The sequence below is a fragment of the Curtobacterium sp. 9128 genome, from assembly GCF_900086645.1.
Classification (GTDB): Bacteria; Actinomycetota; Actinomycetes; order Actinomycetales; family Microbacteriaceae; genus Curtobacterium.
In genome coordinates, this window is record NZ_LT576451.1 from 427,558 (window position 1) to 452,687 (window position 25,130).

A 25,130-nucleotide genomic window follows, 5' to 3' on the forward strand; every position below is an offset into this window, starting at 1 on the left:
GTGCCTCCGAGGCCGATCGTATCGGCGGGTCCCGGGCGGTGTCGGGCAGATCCCCGGCAACCGTCAGGTGACGTGTCCTACGGTTCCCGGCATGGACGGATGGCGGAACCCGACACGGTGGGCCCGAGCGGGTCGATGGCTGCTCGTGCCCATCGCGGTCCTCGACTGGTTCGCGCTGCCGGCCCAGGGGGTCTTCGTCACCGCGTTCCTCATCGCGGTCGTCGGGCTCGTCGGGATCGCCGCCGCGCTCGTCGTGCGGATGCTCCGCGGTAGCCGTGGCGCGATGGCGGCCCTCGGCGTCGTGATGCTGCTCGGCGGTCTTGCCGTGTTCGGGCTCGACCCCTTCCCGGGGTCCTTCCCGCTCATCGACTCGTGGTGGCCGGACGCCATCACGCAGCCGCAGCACGTCGGTAGCGCCTACTGGCAGCTCGCCGGACTCGGGATCGAGCTGTGCGGGTTCGGCCTGCTCGCGACGCTGCTCGTCGTCACGCTGACGCGTCCGACCCTGCACGGCGGGTCAGCACCGCGACGCTGACGTCGGCGGCGGGTGCGGCCTCGCGCAGTGCCCGGATGCGGTCGACGAACGCCGTGGCCTCCTCCGCTGCCGCCAGGGCCGCGACGGCACCGATGTCGTCGAGCCCACCGAGCGACAGGAGCCCCGCGGTGAACAGCACGAGGCGGTCGCCCGGTGCGAGGTCGACCTCGACGTGGGTCCGCGCGGTGCCCTCCGGCTGCAGCCCGATCGGCAGGTCGATCGTCCTGAGCACCGTGTGGGTGCCGTCGGCGCGGACGTGCAGCGCCAGGCCGTGGCCGGCGTCCACGGACGAGACGTGACCGGTCGTCGGGTCGATCCGTGCGTGGAAGAGCGACCCGACGGCACCGGCGGCCTCCAGGTCGGCGCCGATCTGGGCCTCCAGTGCCTGGCCGTCCGCTCCCAGCTGCACGTCGGTGCGTGCCACGACGGCGGCGCGGAGCGTCGACGCGAGCAGGCCGGCCGCACTGCCGGCGGCGGACACCGAACCGATCGTCAGCCGGATGGTGCCGTCGGCCGCGACGCGCCAGTCCGCGACGTCGCCGGACCCCTCGCGTGACGAGGACACGGCGGCGAAGTCGTAGCCGGGGACGTCGATCGGATCGGGGACGAGCGCGTCGAGCACCCGCCGGACCCGGTCCCGGTCGATCGCGTGGCCCAGCTCCCGCTCCGCCCAGCGGGCGAGGTCACGGAGCATCTCCACGTCCTGCGGCGAGAGCTCGCGGGGCTTCGCGTCCATGATGCAGAGCGTGCCGACACGGGTGCCGTCGAGCATGGACAGCGGCGCACCCGCGTAGAAGCGGATGCCCGGCTCGCCCGTCACGGCGGGGAGCCCGCTGAACCGCGGGTCGAGCGCGGTGTCCGACACCACCATCGGCCCGTCCTGCAGCACGGTCGTCGAGCAGAACACGTCACTCGCGGCGGCGCTCCCGCCCTGCTGCCAGCCCTGCGCGGACTGTGCCGTGACGAGGTCGCCGTGCACGAGGTTGAGGAAGCTCAACGGCACCCCGAACGCCGCCTGCGTCATCCGGGTGATGCGGTCGAACCGCTCCTCGGGACCGCTGCCGAGCACCCCGAGGGCCTCGACGAGCGCGTTCCGTCGGTCCGCCTGGGTGTCAGTCACGCGTCCTGTCTACCGCACCCTCGGCGAGGAACCAGTCGCGGGGGTGCTCGTCGGCCGTCAGCACCCGGCGCGGCGTGGTGGGAGCGGCCCACTCCGCGGCGTTCGAGAGCACCCGCTGGATGTCCGGGTGGTGGTACACGGGGTACTCCTGGTCACCGGGCGAGAAGTAGAAGACCCTGCCGCGGCCACGACGGTAGGCGACGCCGGAGCGGAACACCTCGCCGCCGGTGAACGTCGACAGGAAGACCTCTTCGTCGGGGCGGGGGATGTCGAAGTACTCGCCGTACATCTCCTGGCGGTCGATGACGATCGGGTGCGGGACGCCCTTCGCGATGGGGTGGTCGGGCGCCGTCGTCCAGACGAGCTCCCGCTCGCCGTCGTTGCGCCACTTCAGGGAGCACGTCGTGCCCATCAGCCGCTTGAACGGCTTCGAGTAGTGCCCGGAGTGCAGCACCACGAGGCCCATGCCGGCGTGCACGGCGTCCACGACGCGCTGCACGACCTCGTCGCTGACCTCCTCGTGGGCCGCGTGGCCCCACCAGAACAGCACGTCCGTGGCGTCGAGGCGCTCCTGCGTCAGACCGTGCTCCGGCTCCTGCAGCGTCGCCGTGCCGACCGAGGCCTCCGGCAGGTGCTCCTGCAGCGCGGCCGCGACGACGGTGTGGATGCCGTTCGGGTAGTGCTCGACGACCGTCGCGTCACCGCGGGTCTCGTGCACGTTCTCGTTCCAGACGACGATGTTCTTCACTGCTCGATCTCCATCTCGTGTCCTGCCTGTGCCGACGCGTAGATCGCGTCGACGACCCTGCTGCGATGCAGCGCGAACTCGCCGTGGTGTCCGTCATGGAGGCCGCTGCGGATCGTGGCGATGAACTCCTCGATCACCCGCTGGTGGTGCCCGCCGGGGACCTGCACGCCCGGCCGGGTGACCGTCGGGATGCCCTGCTCGTCGGAGTAGAGCGTCACGGTGCCCTCCGTCGCGTAGTCGCGCACGAACAGCCGCGCACCACCCGTCGACCCGAGGAGCTCGACCTCGATGTCCTCGACGTCCTTCGAGTAGCTCGCCCAGCTCGCCTGCAACAACAGGCTCGAACCGTTGTCGAACCGGAGCAGGGCGCTCGCGAAGTCCTCGACGTCGAACGGACGGTCCGTCGCCGCCGACACCGGGGTCCGCTCGCTGCCGCCACGGCCGGCGCTGCCGAGTTCGTTGTACGTGACGGCGCTCGCCGTGACCACGCGCGGTTCGCCCATCAGGTGCAGTGCGATGTCGAGCACGTGCGACCCGAGGTCGATGAGGGGGCCACCGCCGGCGGTCTCCTTGTTCGCGAACCAGCTCCGGATCCCGGGGATGCCGGCGCGACGGAGCCAGCTCGCGCGGGCGTGGTAGACGTGGCCGAGCGGGTTCTCTGCGCCGCCGTTCCGCAGGTGGTCGGCGAGGAACTGCACATCGGCGCGACGGCGGTGGTTGTAGGCGACCTCGAGCACGCGGTCGTTCCGGACGGCGGCGTCGACCATCTCCTGCGCCTGGGCGCCGGTCGTCGCGAGGGGCTTCTCGCAGAAGACGTGCTTGCCGGATTCGAGCGCGGCGACCGCGATGGGGTGGTGCAGGGCGTTCGGGACGCCGATCGACACGATGTCGAGGTCGTCCCTGGCGACGAGGTCCTGCCAGTCCTCGTAGGTGTTCGGCACGTGCCGGGTCTCGGCCAGCTCGGCCAGTCGAGCCGTCTCCTGTCCCGCGAGCGCCACCACCTCGACCCCCGGGAGTGCGGTGTAGGCATCGAGGTGCGTGGTCCCGGCGAACCCGAGACCGACCACCCCGACGCGGAGCGTGCGTGCTGCATCCGTCGTCGTGTTCGTCGTCATCGACATGACACCGACGCTACCGGAGGCTCGGGTCGAATCGATACGACAGGCGGCGTGTTGCCGTCCCGGGGGTGGTGGTGGGCGGACCGCGCGGAGGCGGTCGAATCGCGCGTAGGAGGTCGAATCGCGCGTAGGAGGTCGAATCGCGCGCAGGAGGTCGAATCGCGCGTAGGAGGCCCGAAGTTCTGACCCCCTACGCGCGATTCGGCTTGCTATCGCGCGTGTGAGGGGAAGGAACGCGCGCGGAGGTCTCCCATCCGTGGTCCGCGACGATGGAGGCATGACGCCTCGATCCCTGTTCCGTGCCCTCGCGGTCGCCGAACTCGTGACCTGGACGATGCTCCTCGTGGGCATGCTGATGAAGTACGGCTTCGGGCTGGGGGACCTCCCGGTGCGCATCGGCGGCAGCGTGCACGGCTTCGTGTTCCTCGCGTACCTCGTCGTCACGACGGTGGTCGCGGTGAACCAGCGGTGGTCGTTCGGCACGCTGGCGCTCGGATGGGCGAGTGCGGTGGTGCCGTACACCACGCTGCCGTTCGAGGTCGGTGTCGCACGCCGGGGCATGCTCGATGGCCCCTGGCGGCGCTCCGCTCCGGCCGGGACGCAGCCCGGCTTCTGGGACCGCCTGCTCTTCTCCGTGGTGCGTCGCCCGGCGGTCGCCGTCGTGGTGGGCGTGGTGCTCGTCGTCCTGGTGTTCGTGGTGTTGCTGACGATCGGCCCGCCGGTCCCGTCCCGCTGACCGGTCACAACACCCCGCTCACCGCCGCCGAGCGGTCGTGAGTCGTCGGTGCGGAAGCACCGGAGCGACGGATGGCGACCAGTCGGCGGAACCGGGCGGGGTGTCGTGGCCGGTCGCGAGCGCTGCTTGGTCCGGACAGACAGACAGACAGACAGACGGACAGACGGACGGACAGACGGACGGACAGACGGACGGGAGGCACGGTGCCAGCTGGCACCGTGCCTCCCGTCCGTGGACCGCCTGCGTTACAGGGCGGCCAGGACCGCGTTCAACGTTGCGGACGGGCGCATGACCGCGCTCGCCTTGGCATCGTCCGGACGGTAGTAACCACCGATGTCGGCGGGGGAGCCCTGGACGGCGATCAGCTCTTCGACGATCTGCTGCTCCTGACCGTCGAGCTGCTTCGCGATCTCGGCGAACGCCGCAGCGAGCTCGGTGTCCTCGGTCTGCGCCGCGAGCTCTTCCGCCCAGTACTTCGCGAGGAAGAAGTGGCTGCCGCGGTTGTCGATCGTGCCGAGCTTGCGCCCGGGGGACTTGTCCTGCTCGAGGAACGTCCCGGTGGCCCGGTCGAGGGTCTCACCGAGGATCTTCGCGCGCTGGTTCCCGGTCACGCCGGCGAGGTGCTCGAGGCTGACCGCCAGCGCCAGGAACTCGCCGAGGCTGTCCCAGCGCAGGTAGTTCTGCTGGACGAGCTGCTGCACGTGCTTCGGCGCGGAACCACCGGCCCCGGTCTCGAACAGGCCGCCGCCGCCGAGGAGCGGCACGACCGAGAGCATCTTCGCCGAGGTGCCGAGCTCCATGATCGGGAACAGGTCGGTGAGGTAGTCGCGGAGGACGTTGCCCGTGACCGAGATCGTGTCCTCGCCGCGGCGGATGCGCTCCAGCGAGAACCGCATCGCGTCTTCCGGCGAGAGGACCTCGATCTGCAGACCGTCGGTGTCGTGCTCGCCGAGGTACCGGTGGACGAGCTCGATGAGTGCTGCGTCGTGCGAGCGGGTCTCGTCGAGCCAGAACACGGCCGGCGTCGCGCTGGCGCGGGACCGGGTGACGGCGAGCTTCACCCAGTCGCGGATGGCGACGTCCTTGGTCTGGCACGCGCGCCAGATGTCACCCTGCGCGACCTGGTGCTCGATCACGACATCACCGGCGGAGTTGGTCACGCGGACGGTGCCGTCGGCGGGGACCTCGAAGGTCTTGTCGTGGGAGCCGTACTCCTCGGCCTTCTGCGCCATCAGGCCGACGTTCGGCACCGAGCCCATGGTCGCGGGGTCGAAGGCGCCGTTCGCACGGCAGTCCTCGATCACGGTCTGGTAGATGCCGGCGTAGCTGGAGTCCGGGATCACGGCGAGGGTGTCGTGCTCGTCGCCGTCCGGGCCCCACATGTGGCCCGAGGTGCGGATCATCGCGGGCATCGAGGCGTCGACGATGACGTCGCTCGGGACGTGCAGGTTCGTGATGCCCTTGTCCGAGTCGACCATGGCGAGCTCGGGACCAGCGGCGATGCCGTCCGTGAACGCCTGCTTGATCTCCGCACCGTTCGGCAGCGCGTCGAGCCCGGTGAGGATCGAGTTCAGCCCGTCGTTCGGGGTGAGACCGGCCGCGGCGAGGTCGGCGCCGTAGCGGTCGAACACGTCGGGGAAGAAGGCGCGGATCACGTGCCCGAAGATGATCGGGTCGGAGACCTTCATCATCGTGGCCTTGAGGTGCACCGAGAACAGGATGCCTTCGTCCTGGGCGCGCTTGATCTGCGCGCGCAGGAACTGCTCGAGCGGACCGACGTGCAGCACGGTGCCGTCGATGACCTCTCCGGCGAGGACCGGGATCGACTGCTTGAGGACCTGTTCCTGCCCGTCGGCACCGACGAACGTGATCGTCAGCGTGTCGTCGGCGGGAGCGACCCATGTCTTCTCGTTCGAGCGGAAGTCGTCGACGCCCATGGTCACGACGTTCGTCTTCGACTCGGGGCTCCACGCACCCATGCGGTGCGGGTGCTTGCGGGCGTAGTTCTTGACCGACAGCGGTGCACGGCGGTCGGAGTTGCCCTCGCGCAGGACCGGGTTGACGGCGCTGCCCTTCACCTTGTCGTACCGGGCGCGGGTGTCGCGCTCGGCGTCCGTCGACGGCTCGTCCGGGTAGTCCGGCAGGTCGTAGCCCTGCGACTGGAGCTCCTTGATCGCCGTCTTGAGCTGCGGGATCGACGCCGAGATGTTCGGCAGCTTGATGATGTTGGCTTCCGGCGTCTTCGCCAGGTCGCCCAGCTCCGCGAGTGCGTCGTCGAGGCGCTGCTCGTCGGTGAGCCGCTCCGGGAACAAGGCGATGATGCGGCCGGAGAGCGAGATGTCCCGCGTCTCGACGTCCACACCGGCGGTGCCGGCGAACGCCTGGATGACGGGGAGGAAGGAGTGGGTGGCGAGGAACGGTGCCTCGTCCGTGAGCGTGTAGATGATCTTGGCCATGCTGGCGGGTACTCCCTTGTTCGCGCGTCGGTGGTTCCACGCTACTCGTCGTGAGCGATATCTCGACATCAAGATACATGGGCTGTGGAGAGAGTTTGTCGAGACCCCAACTGTGGCCAGCCATCGCGCAGGCGACATCCAGACGCGTCACTGCGTGCACATAGGGAACCGCCGTGCACTGGAGGGGTCGAGAGGAGCACACCATGCCCACTGCACGTCGCTGCCCCGAGGACTTCGGGTGGACCGCCGAGGACCTCCGCTCCGCGTACGCCTCGGACGGCAGCGGTCCGTTCCGCTACGCACCGGACGGATCCGGCCCGTTCTCCTACGACGCCGACGGCAGCGGCCCGTGGCTCGTCGGCCCCGAACCCGCCCGCGGTCTCGCGGTGTTCGCGCCGCGGAACCGCGGATCCGCGTCCCGCCTGCGGCGCATCGGGACGGCGTGCACGGCCGGAGCGCTCGCACTGACGCTCATCGCCGGGAGCATCGCGATCGTGGACGTCGTGGCTCCTCCACACCACGCAGTGAACGCCGCGTCCGTCCACGAACCGGGGCACGACGGAGACTGACCCGCCGAACGGTGCCACCCTGGGGGAGTGACAGAACTCCTCGTCGTGGGCGTGATCGCCCTGCTGGTCATCGCGGCCGCCGCCGTGCTCGGCCCGCGCATCGGCATCGCCGCGCCGCTCGTCCTGGTCGCGGTGGGCATCCTCGCGAGCCTGGTGCCGTGGATCCCGAACACCGAGATCGACCCGGAGTGGATCCTCGCCGGGGTCCTGCCGCCGCTGCTGTACTCGTCGGCGGTGTCCATGCCGACGATGAACTTCCGGCGAGAGTTCGGTGCGATCAGCGGCCTGTCGGTCGTGCTCGTGGTCGCGAGCTCACTCGTGCTCGGACTCTTCTTCGCGTGGGTCATCCCGGGGCTCGGGCTCGCCTGGGGCATCGCCCTCGGCGCGATCGTCAGCCCGACGGACGCCGTCGCCACGTCGATCGTGAAGCAGACCTCGGTGTCCCGTCGTGTCATCGCGATCCTCGACGGCGAGTCCCTGCTCAACGACGCCACGGCGCTCGTGCTCCTCCGGACCGCGATCGTCGCCGGTGCCGCGTCGTTCTCGTTCTGGGGTGCCGTCGGGGACTTCGCGTTCGCGGTCGCCGTCGCCGTGGCGATCGGGCTCGGCGTCGGCTGGCTGAACCTGCGGGTCCGGTCGCGCATCACGAACCCGACCGTCAACACCGCGCTGTCGTTCGCGGTGCCGTTCGTCGCGTCGATCCCGGCCGAGCACGTCGGAGCGTCCGGACTGGTCGCCGCCGTGGTCGCCGGGCTGGTCACGGGCATCCGGGCGCCACGGGTGCTGCCGCCGAACCACCGACTGTCAGACGCTCAGAACTGGGGCACCGTCGAGTTCGTGCTCGAAGGCGCGGTGTTCCTGGTGATGGGCCTCGAGCTCGCCTCGATCGTCTCGGACGTGCAGTCCGACCACGCCGGGATCGGTCCGGCGCTGCTCATCGCCGTCGGGGCACTCGTGCTCACGATCCTCGTCCGCACCGCCTACGTCGTGCCGCTGCTGTTCGGGCTGTCCAAGAGCGCCCGGCGCGGCGCCCGGATGCAGGAGCGCCTCCAGGGGTTCCAGAACGCGGACACGCAGTCCACGACGCAGGCGCTGACCGATCACCGGTTCGGCAACCGCGCACCGTCAGAACGCGACCTCGAGCGCTTCGGCACCCGGGTCCGCCGGATGCTCGCGGACATCCAGTACTTCACGAAGGCGCCGATGGGGTGGCGCGAGGGCACGGCGGTCGTGTGGGCCGGCATGCGTGGTGCGGTCACCGTCGCGGCAGCACAGACGCTGCCGCAGGACACCCCGCAGCGGTCCCTGCTGGTGTTCGTCGCGTTCGTCGTGGCCGGGCTCTCGCTGCTGATCCAGGGCGGCACGATCGGCCCGCTGCTGCGGAGGATCAGTCCGCCGACGGCCGACGCCTCGAGTGGGGATGCCGAGGAACGCGGCCGCCTGATGACCGTGATGCGGACGGCCGCCGAGTCGGTGCGGGCCGACGACGCGAACGAACTCACACCGCGGACCCGCGAAGAACTCGAGGCGACCGACCCCGCCGAGCTCCGCGCGTGGTTCGGACGCGAGAAGGTCCGACGGCTGCAGGTGCTCGACGCGCAGCGTTCCGCGTTGCTCGACGCCCGTGACGACGGCGTGTTCGATGCCGAGGTGCTCGAGTCGGTGCTGCGGAACCTCGACGCGGAGCAGATCGCCCTCGAACTCCGGGGCGGCCCGACGGGCTGAGCGCGCGTCGAGCCGCTCAGCACCCGACCGTGATGCGTCAGTGCCCGATCGTGATGCGTCAGTGCCCGATCGTGATGCGGAACACCCGGACGCCAGCCGTCTGCAGCGCGGCGAGCCCCAGGCGCATGCGGAGGTTCCGGAACGGCGCCTTGAAGGCGTTCGGCGCCGATGCCGAACCGATCTGGTGGAGCACCTCGGCGGTGAGCGTCCGTTCGAGCTTGGGCGCCAGACGCGTGAGCCCGGACACCGTGACGACGATGCGGACCGCGTTGGGCGCGAGCAGCGGGTCGATGCGCTCGGCCGCCTCTTGCGCACGGTGGAACGCCGGGTCGTCGCCAGGACGCCGGATCGCGATGACGGCCAGCTCCGCCGCCCCCGAGCCCTCCGGCTCCGGCAGGTCGTCGACCCCGATCACCCGCATCCGCCTTGCGTCCACCCCGGCACGGACCGCGGCGACCCTGAGCACCGGGAGGAGCTCCTGGGTGCCCGCCAGCACGACGTCCGCCGTCCGGAGATCGACTGGTTCGTGCCGCTCTCGCGACGATCGGGCCATGAGGGGTCCTTCCGCTCGCTCTCCTCGGACCCTACTGAAGTGCCGACGGACACGCCGCCCGGATCAGTCGTCTCCCAGGCCGGCCCCGAGGCTGCTCGGCGCGTCGGACATCGCCGCCCGCAGGACGACCTCGACCGCCGAGACCTGCGCTGCGACGGGCCACGACGCCGGATCAGCCGCGGCGAGCGCCGAGATCCCCTCGACCGCACCGGCGAGTGCGCCCACCCTTGCTGCCGTGTCCGTCGCCGACGGCGCTGCCCGGTGGAGGAGCCCGGTGAGCCGTTCCCGGAACGCGGCGTTGTGCGCCGCGTGCCGTTCGGCGAGCGTCTGGTCGGCGAGCGCTGCGGCGAGGAAACCGATCCAGACGCGCGAGTTCGCGAGCCGCTGCTCGTCGACGGGCAGGGCATCGAGCACGATCGCGCGGAGGGCCTCTGCCGGTCCGGTGGCGGAGCGTTCGCTGGCGTCCATCCGGGTTCGTGTCCGCTCGTGGAGCAGGTCCCTGGCGTGCAGGAGCAACGCGCGTTTGTCCCGGAAGGTGTGCAGCACGAGGCCCGTCGTGCACCCGGCGCGCTCGGCGACCGCGCGGAGGGTCAGGCCGGGCGCACCACGGTCGGCGAGGACCTGCCAGACCGCTTCGGACAGGTCCCTGCGCTGCGCATCGACGTCCCGGGTTCGCGGCATACTCCAACCGTAACATCTGTTACCGTAACGATCGATACGGATCCGACACCGCCGGGAGACGCCATGTGGACCATCGACCTCGTTCCCTTCGACGACGAGGACGCAGCCGCGCTCCGCGCCGCGCAGCGCGTCGAACTCGACTCCCGGTACGGATCCGACGACCACGAGCCGGGGAGCGTGCCGAGTGCGGTCGACGTCCCCGTGTTCCTCGTCGCGAGGACGACCGACACCCCGACGACGGGCACCCCGATCGCCTGCGGCGGCCTGCGCCCCCTCGGACCAGCGCTCTTCGACGGCACCGCGGTCGAGGTCAAGCGGATGTACGTCGCCCCGGCGGCCCGGGGGTCCGGTGTCGCCGCCGCCGTGCTCCGGGAACTCGAACGGCACGCGGCGCGACTCGGCGCCGAACGGGTCGTCCTCGAGACCGGAACGATGCAGCCCGACGCGATGCGGTTCTACGAGCGCGAGGGGTACACCGCGATCCCGCGCTACGGCCACTACGCCGACTCCGAACTCTCGGTCTGCTACGAGCGGGTCCTGGAGCCCTAGGCTGGCGCCATGGCGCGGATGCTGCGGACGGAACGGGGCCTCGACCGGCTCGTCAACTTCTCCGACGCGACCGTCGCGATCGCGATCACCCTGCTGCTCCTGCCGCTGGTCGACGTCGCGGGCGAGATCGACGAGAAGTCACTCGGCGACCTGCTGTCGGACAACATCGGCACGGTCATCGCCTTCATCGTGAGCTTCGTCGTCATCTCGCGGCTGTGGCTGTCGCACCACCGGCTGTTCGAGGCGACACAGTCGTACTCGACCCTGGTGCTGCGGGTGAACTTCGTCTGGCTCGCGAGCATCGCCTTCCTGCCGTTCTCGTCGAACCTCATCGCCCACGAGGCCGAGGACGCCGGCGTGAACGCGTTCTACATCGGCACCATCGCCCTGTCGAGCCTCAGCATGTCCGTGATGCAGTGGGCCGTGTGGCGCGACCCCGAACTCATCCGGCCCGGTGGTCGGCAGATGCTGCACCCGATCGACGGCACCGTGACCTTCGTCGCGCTGATCGTCGCGCTCGTGGGTGCCACGATCCTGCCGGCGCCCGGTCCGTTCTGGCTCTTCATCCTGGTTCCGGCCGGGTGGGTCTCGACGTGGCTGGAGCGGCGGTACAGCGCCCGCGAGAAGACGTCACAGCACGACACGTGACGCCGAGGGGGCTGTACAACCGGACAGGTTCGTGCAGAATGGTCTGCGGCCATGACGACTCTCCGCGACGCAGACCAGCACCCCGGCACCCCGGTGGTGCACACTTCTCGTCGCGCTGCCCTCGAGGCCGAGCGCGCCGCCGCCAAGGCGAAGCCCGTGAGACCCGCGAAGCCCATGAGACCCGCCAAGCCCGCGAAGCCGACCTCCCGCTTCACCCGCGTCCCCCGCCGCAGTGTCGCCACCACGAAGCCACCGCTCACCACGAAGCAGCGCACCAGTCGCCTCACCGTGACGAGCGCCCTCGCCGCCTTCGTGATGTTCGCCGCGTCCGCGATGCCCGCACACGCGAGCCCGACGACGTCGACCGCGACCACCACGCTCGCACCCACGGTCAGCACCCAGGACTTCGCCGTCACCCAGGCCGTCGCCACGGCGACCACGAACCGCGACGGCTTCACCGTCGGCGGCAGCGGCGGCGCGACCGCCGGCGCCGAGGTCACCTTCGGCGGCGACGTCCGTTCCCCGTTCCCGAAGCCGGTCAGGATGAGCTCGGGCTTCGGGTACCGCTCCGCTCCCTGCGGCGCGTGCTCGTCGCTCCACCAGGGTCTCGACTTCAACCCCGGCATGGGCGCACCGATCGGCGCGGTCGCGGCGGGGACGGTCCGGGTCTCCGGCACGTACTTCTCGTACGGCAACGCGGTCATCATCGACCACGTGGTCGACGGCCGCGAGGTCTCCACGCTCTACGGCCACATGATCCCGGGGTCGTCGCCGCTCAAGGTGGGGGACGAGGTCACGGCCGGGCAGTTCGTCGGCTTGGTCGGCTCGTCGGGTGTCTCGACCGGTGCACACCTGCACCTCGAGGTCCTGATGGACGGAACGCTGCCAGTGGACCCCCGCGCCTGGATCGAGTCCCACACAGGGCGCTCGCTCTAGGGATCCGTCCACATTCGCAGCCCGCTGTGGCGGGAATCCCAGCGGACCTGTGCAAGATCACAGGCATGGATGACTCCCACAGTCCCGGGCCCCGCTGATGGGCGCCGACACCTGGATCGCCTTCGGGCTGGTCGTGCTCTTCGTCCTCGTCGGCGGGGTGTTCGCCGCCGCGGAGATCGCGCTCGTCTCGCTCCGCGAGTCGCAGCTCCAGCAGCTGGAGCACCGCGGCAGCAGGGGCGCCAGGGTCGCAGCACTCGGCCGTGACCCGAACCGCTTCCTCTCCGCGGTGCAGATCGGCGTGACCGTCGCGGGGTTCTTCTCCGCCGCGTACGGTGCGTCCTCGATCGCCCCCGACGTCGCACCGCTGTTCCAGGGCCTCGGTCTCGCGCAGGGCACCGCCGAGACGGTCGCCCTCGTCGCGATGACCCTCGTGATCGCCTACCTGTCGCTCGTCTTCGGCGAACTCGTCCCGAAACGCCTGGCACTGCAGCGCGCGGAGGGCTTCTCGATGCTCGTCGCGCCGACGCTCGACCGCTTCGCGACGCTGATGCGCCCGACGATCTGGGTCCTGTCGAAGAGCACCGACGCCGTGGTGCGGCTGCTCGGCGGCGACCCGAACGCTCGGAGTGAGTCCATGAGCACCGAGGAGCTCCGCGGCCTGGTCTCCGAGCACGACGCCATCGACGAGCAGGGCCGCCGGATCGCCCGCAGCGCACTCGACGCCCAGGGCCGGATCCTCCGGGAGTCGATGCGCCCGTGGTACGACGTCGCGACGCTCGACGCCGGGCAGAGCATCGCCGAGGCCACCGACCTCGCGCTCGACCTCGGCCACACCCGGTACCTCGTCACCGCGGGCTCGCGAGACGACGTGGCGGGGTTCGTGCACCTCCGCGACCTCCTCCGGCCAGCGGACGCGAGCGCCCCGGTGCACACGATCGCGCGCCCGCTCGTCGCGTTCCCCGAGACCAAGTCCCTGTCGAGCACGATCGCCGAACTCCGCACCGGCGGGCAGCAGATCGCGTTGGTCGTCGACGAGTACGGCGGCAGCGCCGGCATGGTCACGCTCGAAGCGCTGCTCGAGGACCTCGTCGGCCGCATCCGCGACGAGTACGACGAACCCGTCTCCGTCAGCGACGGTGTGGAGGGATCGACCGTGCTGGAGGACCTCGCCGCCGACGGTGGCCCGGTCCTGCCCGACGGCGACTACGAGACGGTCGGCGGCCTGGTCCAGGTCCACCTGGACCGCGTCCCGCAGGTGGGCGACGTCGTCGAGGTGGGGGAGCACCGCCTCGCGGTGACCGCCATGGACGGTCACCGCGTCGCCCGGGTCACGATCGAGCAGCAGCCGGCCAGTAGACAGGACGCGACCAGCTGACGGACAGGAGGCTCGGTGCCAGCCGACACCGAGCCTCCAGTCCGACGGTCCACCAGTCAGAAGTCGGTGCCCCGGCTCACCGACTCCCACGCGTCCACCTCGGCGCGCAGCGCGTCGAGCGCCGCGCGGAAACCGTCGGACGCGTCGTTGCCGAGCAGCAGCAGGTACGGGGTCTCGTCGGCCTCGACCGCGGTGATCAGCGCCTGCGCTGCCTTCGCCGGATCGCCCGGCTGCGTCCCGTGCACCGTGTCGTGCTCGATGCGGCGCTTCCCCGCGGTGTCCGCGTAGGCCTCGATCGGCGTGGCGGACTGCGTCAGGGACCGCCCGGCGAAGTCGGTCCGGAACGCTCCCGGCTCCACGACCATCACGTCGATGCCGAGCGGCTGGACCTCTTTCCGGAGCGACGCGGACAGGGCCTCGGTCGCGGCCTTGACCGCGGAGTAGAAGCCGGAGCCCGCGGGGGAGATCCGCGCGCCGATCGACGAGATGTTCACGATCGTGCCGGTCCCGCGCGCCCGCATGCCGGGCAGCACGGCCTGGACGAGCCGGGTCGGCCCGAAGACGTGTGTGTCGAACAGGCGCTGGACGGCCTCCGGCTCGCCCTCCTCGACGGCGGCGCGGTACCCGTACCCGGCGTTGTTCACGAGCACGTCGACCCGGCCGAACCGCTCCTCGGCAGCGGCGACCGCTGCGGTCACGGCGGACGGGTCGGTGACGTCGAGCGACAGGGCGAGGGCGCGGTCGGGTGCGGTGTCGGCGATGTCCTGCACGCGTGCGGCGTCCCGTGCGGTGACGACGACGGACCCGCCGGCGGCGAGTACCGCCTCGGCGAAGGCCCGCCCGAGTCCGGTGGAGCAGCCGGTGATGAACCATGTGGTGTCGGTCATGTCGCCCATGCTGGCGCGCAGCGGGGGTCCGAGACGGGTTCCGCTGGTACCTGCCTCGCTCCCGGGTGCAGCACGTACCCTTCTCGCCATGGGTATCGACGTGCGCAGCGAGATCCGCGACTTCCTGTCCTCACGGCGGGCGCGGATCACTCCGGACCAGGCTGGCATGCCCTCGTTCGGCGGTGGGGTCCGTCGGGTGCCCGGGCTGCGGCGGCACGAGGTCGCGATGCTGGCCGGGGTCAGCGTGGACTACTACACGCGGCTCGAACGGGGCTCGCTCAAGGGTGTCTCGGACAGCGTGCTCGACGGCCTCGCGCGGGCGCTGCAGCTCGACGAGGACGAGCGGACGCACCTGTGGGACCTCGCCCGGCTCGCCAACTCCGGCGTGAAGACCCTGCACAAGACGATGCCGACCCGGATCCGCCCGGGCGTGCAGCGACTCCTCGACGCGATCACGGGTGCGCCGGCGTGGGTGCGGAACGAGCGCGGGGACGTCCTCGCGGCGAACGAGCTCGGCCGGGCCCTGTACGCGCCGATGTTCGCCGGACCCGGTCGCCCGGTGAACTCCGCGCGCTTCACCTTCCTCGACCCGGCAGCCCGGATGTTCTTCATGGACTGGGCGCGGACGGCGCGGGACTCGGTCGCGATCCTCCGTGCGGCAGCGGTGGCGAACCCGTGCGAACCGGGGCTCGTGACACTCGTCGGGGAGCTCTCCACCCGCAGCGAGGAGTTCCGCACGTGGTGGGCCGAGCACGACGTCCGCATGCACCGCACCGGCAAGAAGCGGATCGACCACCCCGTCGTCGGTGCGCTCGAACTCGACTACGAGGCACTCGAGCTCGTCGCCGACCCCGGCCTGACGATGTTCACGTACAGCGCGGAGCCCGGTTCGCCGTCCGAGCGTTCGCTGGCGCTCCTCGGCACCTGGGCCGCGACGGAGCGGGCGGAGCAGTACGCCGCCCTGCGCGAGTCCGAGTCCGAGTCGATCGACTGACGCGGGCGCGTCGCGCTCCGCCGTAGGCTGAGCCCGTGACCAGGACTGCGGACGGCTCGGCGGGGGACGCCGACTACGGCACGATCGGCGCCGGGTACGGCAGGTACCGCCGCCCGGAGCCCACGTTCGCCCGGGCGATCGCGAAGGCCCTCGGCGATGCCCGTACCGTCCTCAACGTCGGCGCAGGAGCCGGTTCGTACGAGCCCAGGGACCGCGACGTCACGGCCGTGGAGCCGTCGGAGTCCATGCGGGCGCAGCGCCCCCCGGAGCTCGCGACGGCGATCGACGCCACCGCCGAGGACCTACCGTTCGCGGACGACACATTCGACGCCGCGATGACGACGTTCTCCGTGCACCAGTGGACCGACCTGGAACGCGGTCTCGCCGAGGTGCGCCGTGTGACGAGGGGACCGGTCGTCGTGCTCACGTGCGACCCCGACCGCGTCGAGGACTACTGGCTCGCCGAGTACGCCCCCGACGTGATGGCGACCGAGGCCCGTCGGTACCCCGCGCTCGACCGCATCGCCAGCGCCCTCGGCGGCGACGTCGACACCACCCGCATCCCGATCCCCTTCACGTGCGTCGACGGGTTCTCCGAGGCGTACTACGGCCGACCCGAGCGGCTCCTCGACCCAGGCGCCCGCAAGGCGAACTCGGCGTGGTCCTTCGTCGACGAGATGAGCGCGGCCCGCAGTGTCGCCGCACTCCGGACCGCGCTCGAGACCGGCGCGTGGGACGACCGACACGGCGCCCTGCGCGTCCAGCCCTCGTACGACGGCTCGCTCGTGCTCTTGACAGCGGCTCCTAGACTGGTCGGATGAGCAACCGTTCCGAGGAGGTCGTCGGCGCCCACAGCGCCGGCATCAGGGCCTGACGCCCCCGGTCGTGTCCGTCGGACGCGGCCACCGTCGTCGTGCACACGGCGTCGACCCTCCTCCAGAACACCCGCTCGGTGCGGCGCATCCACGCGCCCCGAGCGGCTCGACCGAAACGGTTCACCATGCTCCCCATCAGCGAGACGACCATCCGCGCGTCCTTCGTCAACGCCTCCCGCAAGGAGACGAGCGACATCACCCTGCCCACCGACTTCGAGGACATCGTCTGGGACGACCTCGACTACCTCGGCTGGCGCGACCCGAAGATCGGTCGGCGTGCGTACGTCGTCGTGCCGACCCTCGACGGCGAACTCGTCGGCATCCTGTTCCGCCAGGCCGACGCCTCGCCGAACTCCCGGGCGCAGTGCACGTGGTGCCAGGACGTGAAGCTCCCGAACGACGTCGTGTTCTACAGCGCGAAGCGGTCCGGCAAGGCCGGTCGGAACGGCAACACCGTCGGCACCCTGGTGTGCGAGGAGTTCCAGTGCTCCCGCAACGTCCGGAAGCTGCCGCCGCCCGCCTACGAGGGCTACGACGTCGAGGCTGCTCGGATCCAGCGGATCGAGGACCTGCAGCTCCGCGCGGCGGCCTTCGCCGCCGAGGTCTGAGGCGACCACAGCGTCTGAGACGTCCACAGCGTCTGGGACGGCCACAGCGTCTGAGACGACCACAGGGCGGACGGGAGGCACGGTGCCAGGCCGCCACGAGCCTCCCGTCCGTCGTCGGCCGCGTTTCAGGTCTGTGGCCGGCCGACCAAGGGGACACCGGACGGAAATGCCCGTGAAACACGCGTTCCATAGCGTTGCCGCATGGACCTCGGCGATTTCAACGACGCGACCGCCCTCGACGCAGCCACGACCGTCCGCGGGTGGGCCGATGTGCCCGATTGGGTGGACGCCCTCGTCGCAGCACGGCCGTTCGGCTCCGTCGCCGCACTGATCGACCGTGCGCGCGCCGACGCTGCGGACTGGGGCGGGCCCGAGCTCGACGCGGCACTCGCGCACCACCCGCGCATCGGGGAGCGGGCGACCGACGCGTCCTCGGCGCGGGAGCAGTCCTCGATGCGCACCGCCGACGACGACGTCGCCGCACGGATCGCCTCCGGCAACACGGCCTACGAGGAACGGTTCGGCCGCGTGTTCCTGGTGCGCGCTGCCGGACGGACCCCCTCGGAGCTGCTCGCGGAGCTGACCCGACGGCTGTCGAACGAGCCGTCCCGCGAGACGGACGAAGCCGCCCGGGCGTTGGCCGACATCGCCGTGCACCGCATCCGCGCGACGTTCGGCGTCGCGCACCTGACCACGCACGTCCTCGACGCGACGACCGGCACGCCTGCCGTCGGCGTCGGGCTGACGCTCCGCGGACCAGCCGGGGACGTCGTCGCGACCGGGACGACGGACGCCGACGGCCGTGCCGCCCTCGGACCGGACGTGCTCGCTCGCGGTGACCACGAACTCCGCTTCGCGACCGGCGCCTGGTTCGCCGACGCGGGCGTCCCGACGTTCCACCCGTCCGTGACCGTGGCGTTCACCGTCGCGGGCACCGACCACCTGCACGTACCACTGCTGCTGAGCCCCTTCGCCTACAGCACCTACCGAGGGAGTTGACCCATGACCGTCCACCTGGGACCGAACAAGTACGGCAAGGCCGAGAACCGTCTGGTGCGGGTCACCCGTCACGGTGACCGGCACGAGCTCGCCGACCTGACGGTGACGTCGCAGCTCACGGGCGCCTTCGACGAGTCCTTCACGACCGGCGACAACGCGTCGATCATCGCGACGGACACGCAGAAGAACACGGTGTTCGCCTTCGCCAAGGAGTACGGCGTGGGCGCACCGGAGGACTTCCTCGCGCTGCTCGCCTCGCACTTCACCACCGAGTTCGACTGGGTGACCGGCGGGCTCTGGCAGGCGGAGGTCCACCCGTGGGAGCGCATCACCGTCGACGGGCAGCCGCACGACCACTCGTTCCGGCGGACCGGTTCGGGCACCAGGCTCGCGGCCGTGCAGGTGTCGGACGGGCAGCAGCACGTCACCGGCGGGGTGAAGGACCTCGTCGTCCTGAAGTCGACCGGCTCGGAGTTCCACGGGTTCCCGCGGACGCGGTTCACGACGCTGCCGGAGGTCACGGACCGGATCATGGCGACCGAGGTCACCGCGCGCTGGCGCTACCTGCCGGAAGCGGTGTCGGCCGGGATCGACTACGACGAGGTGTACGCGTCCGTCGTGGAGGTCATGCTCGAGCAGTTCGCGACCGTGCACTCCCTCGCGCTGCAGCAGACCCTGTTCGAGATGGGCCGCGCGGCGATCGAGCTCCGACCGGAACTCGCCGAGGTGCGCTTCGCGATGCCGAACAAGCACCACTTCGTCGTGGACCTGTCGCCGTTCGACATGACGAACGAGAACGAGGTGTTCATCGCTGCCGATCGTCCCTACGGACTCATCGAGGGGACGGTCGTGCGCGACGGTGTCGAGGACGCCCCCGCGGCGTGGGAGCACCTCCCCGCGTTCATCTGACGGGGACGCCCCCTTCGCGCCGAGACGCCGCCGAAACCCCGAGACGCCGCCGAAACCCCGGGCGTCTCGGGGGTTCGGCGGCGTCTCGCGGAGCGCGGGAGCCGGCCACCGAGCGCGACCCGAGCAGCAGGTTCAGCAGGATCGCGGCGACGGCCCCGGCCGAGATACCCGAGTCGAAGATCAGCGTGAACCACGTCGGGAACTCGCCGTAGATCGCGGGCGCGATCGTCGGCAGCAGCCCGATGCCGAGGGGCAGCGCCACCACGAGCACGTTCCGGTTGTCGAACCGCACCTTCGAGAGCGTCCTGATGCCGCTCGCCGCGACCATCCCGAACAGCGCCACCCCGGCACCACCGAGGACCGCGTGCGGGATCGCCTCGACCACCGCGGCGACCTTCGGCACCAGCCCGAGTACGACGAGGATCCCGCCGGCAGCCGTGGCGACGTAGCGCGAGCGCACCCCGGTCAACGCCACGAGGCCGACGTTCTGCGCGAAGGCCGTGTACGGGAACGTGTTGAACACCCCGCCGACGACCGTGCCGAGCCCGTCCGCCCGGAGTCCGTCGGCCAGGGTGCGCTTCGACACGGGACGCCCGGTGACCTCACCGACGGCGATCATGTCCCCGGTGGTCTCGGTCATGATCACGAGTCCGACGACGAGCATCGACACGATGGAAGCCGGGTCGAACGTCGGCAACCCGAAGTGGAACGGCGTGACGAGCGCGAACCACGACGCGGACCCGATGCCCGATCCGTCCACCATGCCCGGCACGAACAGTGCTGCCACGGTGCCGACAAACAGCCCGAAGAGCACCGAGACCCGTGCGAGTCCCCGGGGCGCGAACCGCTCCACGAGGACGATCGCCAGCAGCACCCCGGCGGCGAACGCGACGTCGAGCGGCTTCGCTGCGCCGTCCTTCCCGCCGTCGGTGACCCACCCGGCAGCGACGCTCATGAGCGACAGCCCGATGATGAGGATGACGGTCCCGGTGACGATCGGCGGGAACAACCGGACCAACTGGGCGAACCAGGGCGCGACCACCACCATGAACACGCCGCACGCGATCGTCGCCCCGTAGACGGCGGTGATCCCGTGCTGCGACCCGATCGCGATCATCGGTCCGACCGCGGCGAACGTCACGCCCTGCACGAGCGGCAGCCGGACGCCGAACCGCCAGAAGCCGACGGACTGCACGATCGTGGCGAGCCCGGCGACGAACAGGTCGGCGCTGATCAGGAACGCGAGATCGGCGCTCGAGAACCCGAGCGCCCCGCCGACGATGAGCGGGACGGCGATCGCTCCGGCGTACATCGCGAGGACGTGCTGCAGCCCGAGCGGCAGCAGTCGTGCGAGCGGCGGAACGGCGTCGACGCCGTCCTCGCCCCTGGTCTTCGTGGTCGTCATGACTGCCCCTCGCGGTCGGCGGATTCCCTGTCCTCCGGACGCTATGCAGCCCCTGTTTCGCCGAGATGACGGCGGTGGGTCGCGTGGGTCACGCGCCCCACCGCCCGAAACGCACCCCGGAACGGACGGGAGGCTCGGTGCCAGCCGGCACCGAGCCTCCAGTCCTGGACACGGCCGGGTTACCGGCCGATGCCCGACATGTCGGGGTAGCGGTCGCCGGTCGGGGCGGGCAGCGCCGACAGGCGCGCCACCTGGTCGGCGGTGAGGGTGAGGTCGGCTGCGCCGACGTTCTCCTCGAGCCGGGAGACCCGCTTCGTGCCGGGGATCGGGACGATGTCGTCGCCCTGGGCCAGGAGCCACGCGAGGGCGACCTGCGCGGGAGTCGCGCCGGCCTCGGTGGCGACGCTCTTCACCTCATCGACGATGCGCATGTTCGTGGCGAACGCTTCCTCTTGGAAGCGCGGGTTCACGCGGCGGAAGTCGTCGGCGTCGAGGTCGGACGGCTTCGTGATCGCGCCCGTCAGGAACCCGCGGCCGAGCGGGGAGTACGGCACCAGGCCGATGCCGAGCTCGCGGAGGGTGTCGAGCACGCCGTCCTCGGGGTCGCGCGTCCACAGGGAGTACTCGCTCTGCAGCGCCGTGATCGGGTGGACGGCGTGCGCCTTCCTGATCGTCTCGGCGCCGGCCTCCGACAGGCCGATGTGGCGGATCTTGCCCTCCTGCACGAAGCCGGCGAGCTGGCCGACGACGTCCTCGATCGGCACGTTCGGGTCGACGCGGTGCTGGTACCAGAGGTCGATGTGGTCGGTGCCGAGGCGCTGGAGCGATCCCTCCAGGGCGATGCGCACCGACTCGGGGTCCGAGCTGATCGCCCGTTCGGTGCTCGGCGTGATCTCGCCGGGCGTGTGCGTGATGATGCCGAACTTCGTGGCGAGGACGACGTCGTCGCGGCGGTCCGCGATCGCGCGGGCGACGAGCTCCTCGTTGATGTACGGGCCGTACATCTCGGCGGTGTCGATGAGCGTGACGCCCAGGTCGAGTGCGCGGTGGATGGTGCGGATCGACTCGTCGTCGTCCGTGCCGGCGCCCGAGTAGAAGGCGCTCATCCCCATGGTGCCGAGGCCGATCGCGCCGACCTCGAGTTCTCCGAGCTTCCGTGTCTGCATGCTCCCGGTCTACTCCGCGCGGCTCGGTTGGAGGGAGGCACCGGTCGTACCGGTCACGGGCGGGCCCTGGTTCGTCCGGTTCCTCCAACGTCCGGGTCCGGTCGGCGCCCGTCTGCTCTGATCGGATGCGTGAACCTGTACTTCCGACTGCTGCTCCTGCGCCTGCGGACCCGCACCGGTCCGCGACTGTCGCTCTGGGACGAAGCGCGGACACCGTTCCGGGTGACCCTCACCGACCTCGATCCGCTGCGGCACGTGAACAACGGCAAGTACCTGTCGATGCTCGACCTCGGGCGGCTCGACCTGATGATCCGGTCGGGGTTCTGGGGTTCGTTGACCGACCGCGGGTGGTACCCGGTCGTCGCGGCGCAGACGATCACGTACAAGCGGTCGCTGACGCTCGGGCAGCGGTTCGAACTGGTGACGCGGGTGCTCGGCGTGGACGAGCGGTCGGTGTACCTCGAGCAGACGTTCGTCCGGCGGGGGGAGGTCATCGCGCGCGCCGTCGTGCAGGGGCGGTTCCTCCGGAAGACGGGTGGGACGGTGTCCCCGTCGGAGCTCCTCGACGCCGTGGGTGGGGCGCCGTCCGACCTCTCGCTGCCCGAGTGGGTGCACGAGTGGGCCGGTGCCGTCCGGATCAGCAGCGACGCGGCGTGACGCTCGCCCACGTGCCCACGCGCTCACCGGCGCCACCGCCGCGCGATCGAGGAAGGGGAGCGCGGGCGGGGAGCGCGTAGAAAGGGTGGGTGACCGAGGGACGCAGCACGACCACACGCAGCACGACCACACGCAGGGGGCTCATCGCCGGGGGAGTCGGGCTCGGGCTCGCGGGGGTCCTGGCCGCGTGCACCGGGCCGTCGCCGTCGCCGACCCGCACGCGGACACCGAGTCCCACCCCGACACCGTCGTCACCTCAGGGCCCGGATTCGTGGGACGCGCTGGCCGCCGCGGTCTCCGGCACGCTGCTGCGCTCCGGCTCGACGGGGTGGGACGGCGCGCGCGTGCTCGAGAACCCCCGGTACGACGACGCCGACCCGCAGGGCATCCTCCGCGTGGCGAACAGCGACGACGTCGTCGCCGGGCTCGCGTTCGCCAGGAACACGCACACCCCGGTGGCGCTCCGGGCCGGCGGCCACTCGTACACGGGGTGGTCGGCCGGCGGTGCGTCCGGGACCGACGTCCCGCGGTCGCTGGTGATCAGCACGCAGGCGCTGGACGGGATCGACGTCTCCGGCGACTCCGTGACGATCGGCCCCGGCGCACAGCTCGGCGACGTCTATGCGGCGCTGGCGAAAGCCGGCCGGGCGATCGGCGCGGGATCCTGCCCGACGGTGGGCATCGGCGGGCTGACGCTCGGCGGCGGTGTCGGCGTCCTCGTCCGGTCGTTCGGGCTGACGTGCGACCAGCTCACCGGAGCCACGGTCGTCACCGCCGACGGAGCCGTGCACGAGGTCTCGGCCACGCGCGAACCGGACCTGTTCTGGGCCTGCCGCGGTGGGGGCGGTGGAACCGTCGGCGTCGTGACGTCGATGACGTTCCGGACGCAAGCCGCGCCTCCCGTCCTGCTCTTCAGCATCGTGTTCCCCTGGTCGGCCGCTCGGGACGTCGTGCGCGCCTGGCAGGACTGGGCGCCGAAGGCGGACCCGAAGCTCTGGTCGACGCTGAAGCTGCTCGCCGGATCCCGGCACAGCGCACCGACCGTGACGGTCACCGGTACCTGGACAGGCGAGAAGTCAGGTGCTGACACCAGCGTCGACGGTTTCATCCAGGCGACCGGGGTGACGCCGACCACACACACGGCGACCGAGCTGACGTACGGACAGGCCATGGCGCAGCTCGGCGGGAAGGCGCAGCGGGTGTCGCAGGCGGCGACCTCGTCGATCGGGACCGCCGCGTTGACGGACGCCCAGATCGACGTGCTCGTGCAGCAGGCCGCGGGTGCGGGGGAGGTGTCCGGCGTGCTCGAGGGCGGGGTCGCGCTCGACGCACTCGGCGGGGTCGTGGCCGATGTCGGGCGGACGGACAGTGCGTTCCCGTGGCGGTCGGCGCTCTGCACGGTGCAGTACACCGCGGTGTTCCGGAACGGTGCCGACCCGGCGCCGTTCGACCAGTACGTGCGCGGGTTCCGGAAGGCGATGACGCCGGCGTGGGGCGACGGGGCGTACGCGAACTACTGCGACGCGGCGATCACGGACCCGGCGGCGTACTTCGACGTGAACACCTCGCGGCTGCACCGGATCGCCGAGCAGGCGGACCCCGATGGCCGCTTCGCCCAGCCGAACTGGGTGTGACGCGGGGGCGGCGGCGGCGCGCGTCGGGCGGTGCCGTTTGCGCCTGCACAACCAAAAGCAGCTCGAACCGCCGACTTGCATGGTTCGAGCTGCTCTTGGTTGTGCGGATGCGAAGCGCGCCGGGCGCGGCGCCAGCCCGCGTCAGCGGCGGAAGTAGGCGTTCGAGGCCGGGAGGAACATCAGGATCGTCGCGATGATCACGGCGATGAGGCCGATCGTGCCGACGATGCTGAACGCGCTCACGACGCCGAGGACCTGCAGGATCGCCAGGACCAGCAGCACGATGCGGGCCCAGTTCCGGCCGTCGCGCATGCGGAACACGATGAAGAGCTCGACCAGGGCGATGACGATCGCGATGACCGCACCGATCACGAGGGCGGTGCCGCCGGCGGCTCCCTGCACCTGCGAACCGGAGGAAGCGAAGCCCACGATGCCGCCAATGATCCCGATCAGGACCGTCACCAGCCAGAGGACGAACGAGATGGTGACCGTGGTCGGCCGACCCGAGGCGGAAGAGCTGCTCATGATGTGTTCCCTTTCGTGGCCGACCTCGGCCGTGGCGACCGGATAGTCGCTCGGATCAGAAGGTAGTCGCGCGCATCACTCACGTCCGGACCATCCGATCGACGCGTCCTACGATGTGCCGCATGGAGATCGAGCCGTTCGTCGTCGTGAACGCCGCAGCCTGGCGCGCGTGGCTCGACGCGAACGAGGACTCCTCCGACGGGGTCTGGCTCGTGCTCGCGAAGAAGGGCACGACGGAGCCGACGTCCGTGACCTACGCCCAGGCGCTCGACGAGGCACTCTGCTCCGGGTGGATCGACGGTCAGAAGCGCAGCCTCGACGCCGCGACGTTCCTGCAGCGGTTCACGCCGCGTCGGAAGGCCTCGCTGTGGTCCGAGCGCAACATCGGGCTCGTCGCGACGCTCATCGCCGACGGGCGGATGCGGGACCGGGGTCAGGCGGAGATCGACCGCGCGAAGGAGGACGGGCGCTGGGACCGCGCCTACGCCGGAGCCGCCTCGATCACGGTGCCCGACGACCTGCAGGCAGCGCTCGACGCCGCTCCGGCCGCAGCCGCACTGTTCGCCGACCTCGACGCCACGAACCGGTACGCGGTGCTGCACCGGATCACGACCGCCCCGAGCGCGACCGCGCGGACGAACCGGCTGACGAAGCTCGTCGGGATGCTGGAGCGCGGCGAGACCCCGTACCCGCGCCCGGCAGGGGGACAGGTCCGCTGAGGA

General features: G+C 71.1%; 26 protein-coding genes and 1 pseudogene. 17 read left to right on the top strand and 10 right to left on the bottom strand.

Going from position 1 to position 25,130, the window contains the following annotated elements; all coding sequences use genetic code 11:
• Positions 1-91: 91 nt before the first annotated feature.
• Positions 92-535, top strand: coding sequence for a hypothetical protein (locus tag QK288_RS02095; protein WP_281266166.1), 444 nt, complete (start codon positions 92-94; stop codon positions 533-535).
• On the opposite strand, the gene QK288_RS02100 is transcribed toward QK288_RS02095, so the two are convergent.
• Genes QK288_RS02100 through QK288_RS02110 form a run of 3 tightly spaced genes read right to left on the bottom strand, consistent with a single transcriptional unit; the run spans position 486 to position 3,524 of the window.
• Positions 486-1,655 carry a GAF domain-containing protein gene (locus tag QK288_RS02100; protein WP_281266167.1) on the bottom strand — a complete coding sequence of 390 codons (1,170 nt, stop codon included), beginning with the start codon at positions 1,653-1,655 and terminating at the stop codon, positions 486-488. The genes QK288_RS02095 and QK288_RS02100 overlap by 50 nt on opposite strands.
• The gene (locus QK288_RS02105) at positions 1,648-2,403 is read right to left on the bottom strand and encodes a ThuA domain-containing protein (protein ID WP_281266168.1); all 756 of its coding nucleotides are present in this window, start codon (positions 2,401-2,403) and stop codon (positions 1,648-1,650) included. The genes QK288_RS02100 and QK288_RS02105 overlap by 8 nt, the downstream gene beginning before the upstream one ends.
• Positions 2,400-3,524, bottom strand: a complete 1,125-nt coding sequence (locus tag QK288_RS02110) for a Gfo/Idh/MocA family oxidoreductase (protein ID WP_281266169.1) — start codon at positions 3,522-3,524, stop codon at positions 2,400-2,402. The genes QK288_RS02105 and QK288_RS02110 overlap by 4 nt, the downstream gene beginning before the upstream one ends.
• 274 nt (positions 3,525-3,798) lie before the next feature.
• On the opposite strand from QK288_RS02110, the gene QK288_RS02115 reads away from it, so the two are divergent.
• Positions 3,799-4,257, top strand: a complete 459-nt coding sequence (locus tag QK288_RS02115; RefSeq protein WP_281266170.1) for a DUF3817 domain-containing protein — start codon at positions 3,799-3,801, stop codon at positions 4,255-4,257.
• Between the two features lie 245 nt (positions 4,258-4,502).
• Here the strand turns inward: QK288_RS02115 and QK288_RS02120 are convergent, their stop codons facing one another.
• On the bottom strand, positions 4,503-6,713 hold the full coding sequence (locus QK288_RS02120; RefSeq protein ID WP_281266171.1) for an NADP-dependent isocitrate dehydrogenase: 2,211 nt from the start codon (positions 6,711-6,713) through the stop codon (positions 4,503-4,505).
• A 203-nt stretch (positions 6,714-6,916) separates the two neighbouring features.
• Here QK288_RS02120 and QK288_RS02125 point away from each other — a divergent pair, with 203 nt between their 5' ends.
• Together QK288_RS02125 and QK288_RS02130 are read left to right on the top strand one after the other, a co-directional pair.
• The gene (locus QK288_RS02125) at positions 6,917-7,282 is read left to right on the top strand and encodes a hypothetical protein (protein WP_281266172.1); all 366 of its coding nucleotides are present in this window, start codon (positions 6,917-6,919) and stop codon (positions 7,280-7,282) included.
• 27 nt (positions 7,283-7,309) lie between these two features.
• The gene (locus QK288_RS02130; protein WP_281266173.1) at positions 7,310-9,007 is read left to right on the top strand and encodes a cation:proton antiporter; all 1,698 of its coding nucleotides are present in this window, start codon (positions 7,310-7,312) and stop codon (positions 9,005-9,007) included.
• Positions 9,008-9,065: 58 nt separating this feature from the next.
• Here QK288_RS02130 and QK288_RS02135 read toward each other — a convergent pair whose 3' ends face one another.
• Positions 9,066-9,560: a hypothetical protein gene (locus QK288_RS02135; RefSeq protein WP_281266174.1), complete on the bottom strand. Its 495-nt coding sequence runs from the start codon at positions 9,558-9,560 to the stop codon at positions 9,066-9,068.
• Positions 9,561-9,623: 63 nt separating this feature from the next.
• Complete coding sequence (locus QK288_RS02140; protein ID WP_281266175.1) at positions 9,624-10,241, bottom strand: TetR/AcrR family transcriptional regulator; 618 nt, start codon at positions 10,239-10,241, stop codon at positions 9,624-9,626.
• Between the two features lie 63 nt (positions 10,242-10,304).
• Between QK288_RS02140 and QK288_RS02145 the strand changes: the two genes are divergently transcribed.
• From QK288_RS02145 to QK288_RS02160, 4 genes are all read left to right on the top strand, one after another.
• Entirely contained in the window at positions 10,305-10,790 is a 486-nt protein-coding gene (locus QK288_RS02145; RefSeq protein WP_281266176.1) for a GNAT family N-acetyltransferase, read from the top strand.
• A gap of 9 nt (positions 10,791-10,799) precedes the next feature.
• A complete protein-coding gene (locus tag QK288_RS02150) occupies positions 10,800-11,438 on the top strand; it encodes a TMEM175 family protein (RefSeq protein ID WP_281266177.1) in 639 nt (212 codons plus the stop codon).
• Positions 11,439-11,612: 174 nt separating this feature from the next.
• Positions 11,613-12,374 carry a M23 family metallopeptidase gene (locus tag QK288_RS02155; RefSeq protein ID WP_281266178.1) on the top strand — a complete coding sequence of 254 codons (762 nt, stop codon included), beginning with the start codon at positions 11,613-11,615 and terminating at the stop codon, positions 12,372-12,374.
• Between the two features lie 97 nt (positions 12,375-12,471).
• Positions 12,472-13,749, top strand: coding sequence for a hemolysin family protein (locus QK288_RS02160; protein WP_281266179.1), 1,278 nt, complete (start codon positions 12,472-12,474; stop codon positions 13,747-13,749).
• Between the two features lie 56 nt (positions 13,750-13,805).
• Here the strand turns inward: QK288_RS02160 and QK288_RS02165 are convergent, their stop codons facing one another.
• On the bottom strand, positions 13,806-14,636 hold the full coding sequence (locus QK288_RS02165; RefSeq protein ID WP_281266180.1) for an oxidoreductase: 831 nt from the start codon (positions 14,634-14,636) through the stop codon (positions 13,806-13,808).
• 88 nt (positions 14,637-14,724) lie between these two features.
• Between QK288_RS02165 and QK288_RS02170 the strand changes: the two genes are divergently transcribed.
• From QK288_RS02170 to pucL, 6 genes and pseudogenes are all read left to right on the top strand, one after another.
• Positions 14,725-15,630 carry a helix-turn-helix transcriptional regulator gene (locus tag QK288_RS02170; RefSeq protein ID WP_281266181.1) on the top strand — a complete coding sequence of 302 codons (906 nt, stop codon included), beginning with the start codon at positions 14,725-14,727 and terminating at the stop codon, positions 15,628-15,630.
• Positions 15,631-15,665: 35 nt separating this feature from the next.
• Positions 15,666-16,451, top strand: a complete 786-nt coding sequence (locus tag QK288_RS02175; RefSeq protein WP_281266182.1) for a class I SAM-dependent methyltransferase — start codon at positions 15,666-15,668, stop codon at positions 16,449-16,451.
• 179 nt (positions 16,452-16,630) lie between these two features.
• Positions 16,631-17,113, top strand: coding sequence for an FBP domain-containing protein (locus QK288_RS02180; RefSeq protein WP_281266183.1), 483 nt, complete (start codon positions 16,631-16,633; stop codon positions 17,111-17,113).
• A gap of 201 nt (positions 17,114-17,314) precedes the next feature.
• Positions 17,315-17,776: pseudogene (uraD, locus tag QK288_RS02185) on the top strand (2-oxo-4-hydroxy-4-carboxy-5-ureidoimidazoline decarboxylase); the annotation flags it as partial.
• Complete coding sequence (gene uraH, locus QK288_RS02190) at positions 17,774-18,112, top strand: hydroxyisourate hydrolase (protein WP_281267643.1); 339 nt, start codon at positions 17,774-17,776, stop codon at positions 18,110-18,112. The pseudogene uraD and the gene uraH, both read left to right, overlap by 3 nt.
• A 3-nt stretch (positions 18,113-18,115) precedes the next feature.
• Positions 18,116-19,021 (top strand): factor-independent urate hydroxylase, encoded by a 906-nt coding sequence (pucL, locus tag QK288_RS02195; RefSeq protein WP_281266184.1) that lies wholly within the window; start codon positions 18,116-18,118, stop codon positions 19,019-19,021.
• Here the strand turns inward: pucL and QK288_RS02200 are convergent.
• On the bottom strand, positions 19,014-20,426 hold the full coding sequence (locus QK288_RS02200) for a nucleobase:cation symporter-2 family protein (RefSeq protein WP_281266185.1): 1,413 nt from the start codon (positions 20,424-20,426) through the stop codon (positions 19,014-19,016). The two genes, pucL and QK288_RS02200, sit on opposite strands and share 8 nt — an antisense overlap.
• 179 nt (positions 20,427-20,605) lie before the next feature.
• Complete coding sequence (locus QK288_RS02205; protein ID WP_281266186.1) at positions 20,606-21,592, bottom strand: aldo/keto reductase; 987 nt, start codon at positions 21,590-21,592, stop codon at positions 20,606-20,608.
• A gap of 129 nt (positions 21,593-21,721) precedes the next feature.
• Here QK288_RS02205 and QK288_RS02210 point away from each other — a divergent pair, with 129 nt between their 5' ends.
• Together QK288_RS02210 and QK288_RS02215 are read left to right on the top strand one after the other, a co-directional pair.
• On the top strand, positions 21,722-22,249 hold the full coding sequence (locus tag QK288_RS02210) for an acyl-CoA thioesterase (RefSeq protein ID WP_281266187.1): 528 nt from the start codon (positions 21,722-21,724) through the stop codon (positions 22,247-22,249).
• Positions 22,250-22,338: 89 nt separating this feature from the next.
• Positions 22,339-23,883, top strand: a complete 1,545-nt coding sequence (locus QK288_RS02215; RefSeq protein WP_281266188.1) for an FAD-binding protein — start codon at positions 22,339-22,341, stop codon at positions 23,881-23,883.
• Between the two features lie 141 nt (positions 23,884-24,024).
• Here QK288_RS02215 and QK288_RS02220 read toward each other — a convergent pair whose 3' ends face one another.
• Positions 24,025-24,408, bottom strand: a complete 384-nt coding sequence (locus QK288_RS02220; protein WP_281266189.1) for a hypothetical protein — start codon at positions 24,406-24,408, stop codon at positions 24,025-24,027.
• A 113-nt stretch (positions 24,409-24,521) separates the two neighbouring features.
• Between QK288_RS02220 and QK288_RS02225 the strand changes: the two genes are divergently transcribed.
• A complete protein-coding gene (locus QK288_RS02225; protein WP_281266190.1) occupies positions 24,522-25,127 on the top strand; it encodes a YdeI/OmpD-associated family protein in 606 nt (201 codons plus the stop codon).
• Positions 25,128-25,130: the final 3 nt, after the last annotated feature.

Coding starts and splice junctions, on each gene's coding strand:
- QK288_RS02095 (WP_281266166.1), top strand. CDS start 92: ATGGACGGATGGCGGAACCCGACACGGTGGGCCCGAGCGGGTCGATGG.
- QK288_RS02110 (WP_281266169.1), bottom strand. CDS start 3,524: ATGTCGATGACGACGAACACGACGACGGATGCAGCACGCACGCTCCGC.
- QK288_RS02115 (WP_281266170.1), top strand. CDS start 3,799: ATGACGCCTCGATCCCTGTTCCGTGCCCTCGCGGTCGCCGAACTCGTG.
- QK288_RS02120 (WP_281266171.1), bottom strand. CDS start 6,713: ATGGCCAAGATCATCTACACGCTCACGGACGAGGCACCGTTCCTCGCC.
- QK288_RS02125 (WP_281266172.1), top strand. CDS start 6,917: ATGCCCACTGCACGTCGCTGCCCCGAGGACTTCGGGTGGACCGCCGAG.
- QK288_RS02135 (WP_281266174.1), bottom strand. CDS start 9,560: ATGGCCCGATCGTCGCGAGAGCGGCACGAACCAGTCGATCTCCGGACG.
- QK288_RS02140 (WP_281266175.1), bottom strand. CDS start 10,241: ATGCCGCGAACCCGGGACGTCGATGCGCAGCGCAGGGACCTGTCCGAA.
- QK288_RS02145 (WP_281266176.1), top strand. CDS start 10,305: ATGTGGACCATCGACCTCGTTCCCTTCGACGACGAGGACGCAGCCGCG.
- QK288_RS02150 (WP_281266177.1), top strand. CDS start 10,800: ATGGCGCGGATGCTGCGGACGGAACGGGGCCTCGACCGGCTCGTCAAC.
- QK288_RS02155 (WP_281266178.1), top strand. CDS start 11,613: ATGAGACCCGCCAAGCCCGCGAAGCCGACCTCCCGCTTCACCCGCGTC.
- QK288_RS02160 (WP_281266179.1), top strand. CDS start 12,472: ATGGGCGCCGACACCTGGATCGCCTTCGGGCTGGTCGTGCTCTTCGTC.
- QK288_RS02165 (WP_281266180.1), bottom strand. CDS start 14,636: ATGACCGACACCACATGGTTCATCACCGGCTGCTCCACCGGACTCGGG.
- QK288_RS02170 (WP_281266181.1), top strand. CDS start 14,725: ATGGGTATCGACGTGCGCAGCGAGATCCGCGACTTCCTGTCCTCACGG.
- QK288_RS02180 (WP_281266183.1), top strand. CDS start 16,631: ATGCTCCCCATCAGCGAGACGACCATCCGCGCGTCCTTCGTCAACGCC.
- pucL (WP_281266184.1), top strand. CDS start 18,116: ATGACCGTCCACCTGGGACCGAACAAGTACGGCAAGGCCGAGAACCGT.
- QK288_RS02200 (WP_281266185.1), bottom strand. CDS start 20,426: ATGACGACCACGAAGACCAGGGGCGAGGACGGCGTCGACGCCGTTCCG.
- QK288_RS02205 (WP_281266186.1), bottom strand. CDS start 21,592: ATGCAGACACGGAAGCTCGGAGAACTCGAGGTCGGCGCGATCGGCCTC.
- QK288_RS02220 (WP_281266189.1), bottom strand. CDS start 24,408: ATGAGCAGCTCTTCCGCCTCGGGTCGGCCGACCACGGTCACCATCTCG.
- QK288_RS02225 (WP_281266190.1), top strand. CDS start 24,522: ATGTGCCGCATGGAGATCGAGCCGTTCGTCGTCGTGAACGCCGCAGCC.